The following is a 515-nucleotide window of genomic DNA, read 5'->3' on the forward strand; positions in this document are numbered from 1 at the left end:
GTCTCATCGCCACACCGGTTTGCTCGACGCGAGCCATTTCTGCCTTCGGCGAACAGCTTCCTCGATTGCTGCGACGTAGGCCTTCAGCACCACGTGATCGCCATGCATCCGGTCCATATAGCTCCTGCATCGCTCGGACGCCTTTCGCCATTCTGTTTCATCGGCAATCAAGTGGTCGGCAACGCAAGCCATCTCATCGATGGACTGGGGCGAGGCACCCAGGCCTTCGCGCTTGATAAGTCCATCAGGATCGAAAAATGATATTACCGGAACGCCGCGACGCCAGGACTGAAGAAAGGAATTGGGAAAACCCTCAATGTCCGAGGTATTAACGAAAATCTTGGCGCGGTCATAGAGGTCACCGACGTCGTGATAAGGCACGCGACCGCAAAACGTCAGGTTCGGCAAGCTTTTCGCGGCAGACTCGATCTTGCTGTACAGATCGGAATAACCCGGTTGTGGACCGCCAACCATGTGTATATGCCGGGAAGGGATGCGACGCGCCAACTCGATGG

Annotated in this window: 1 protein-coding gene; it reads right to left on the reverse strand. The window is 55.9% G+C overall.

Features of this window, described 5'->3' with window-relative positions:
• Positions 1-3: 3 nt before the first annotated feature.
• On the reverse strand, positions 4-515 hold a 512-nt coding region (locus tag Q2941_RS51905), incomplete at its 5' end, for a glycosyltransferase (RefSeq protein WP_458197587.1).

Source organism: Bradyrhizobium sp. UFLA05-153 (assembly GCF_054185185.1).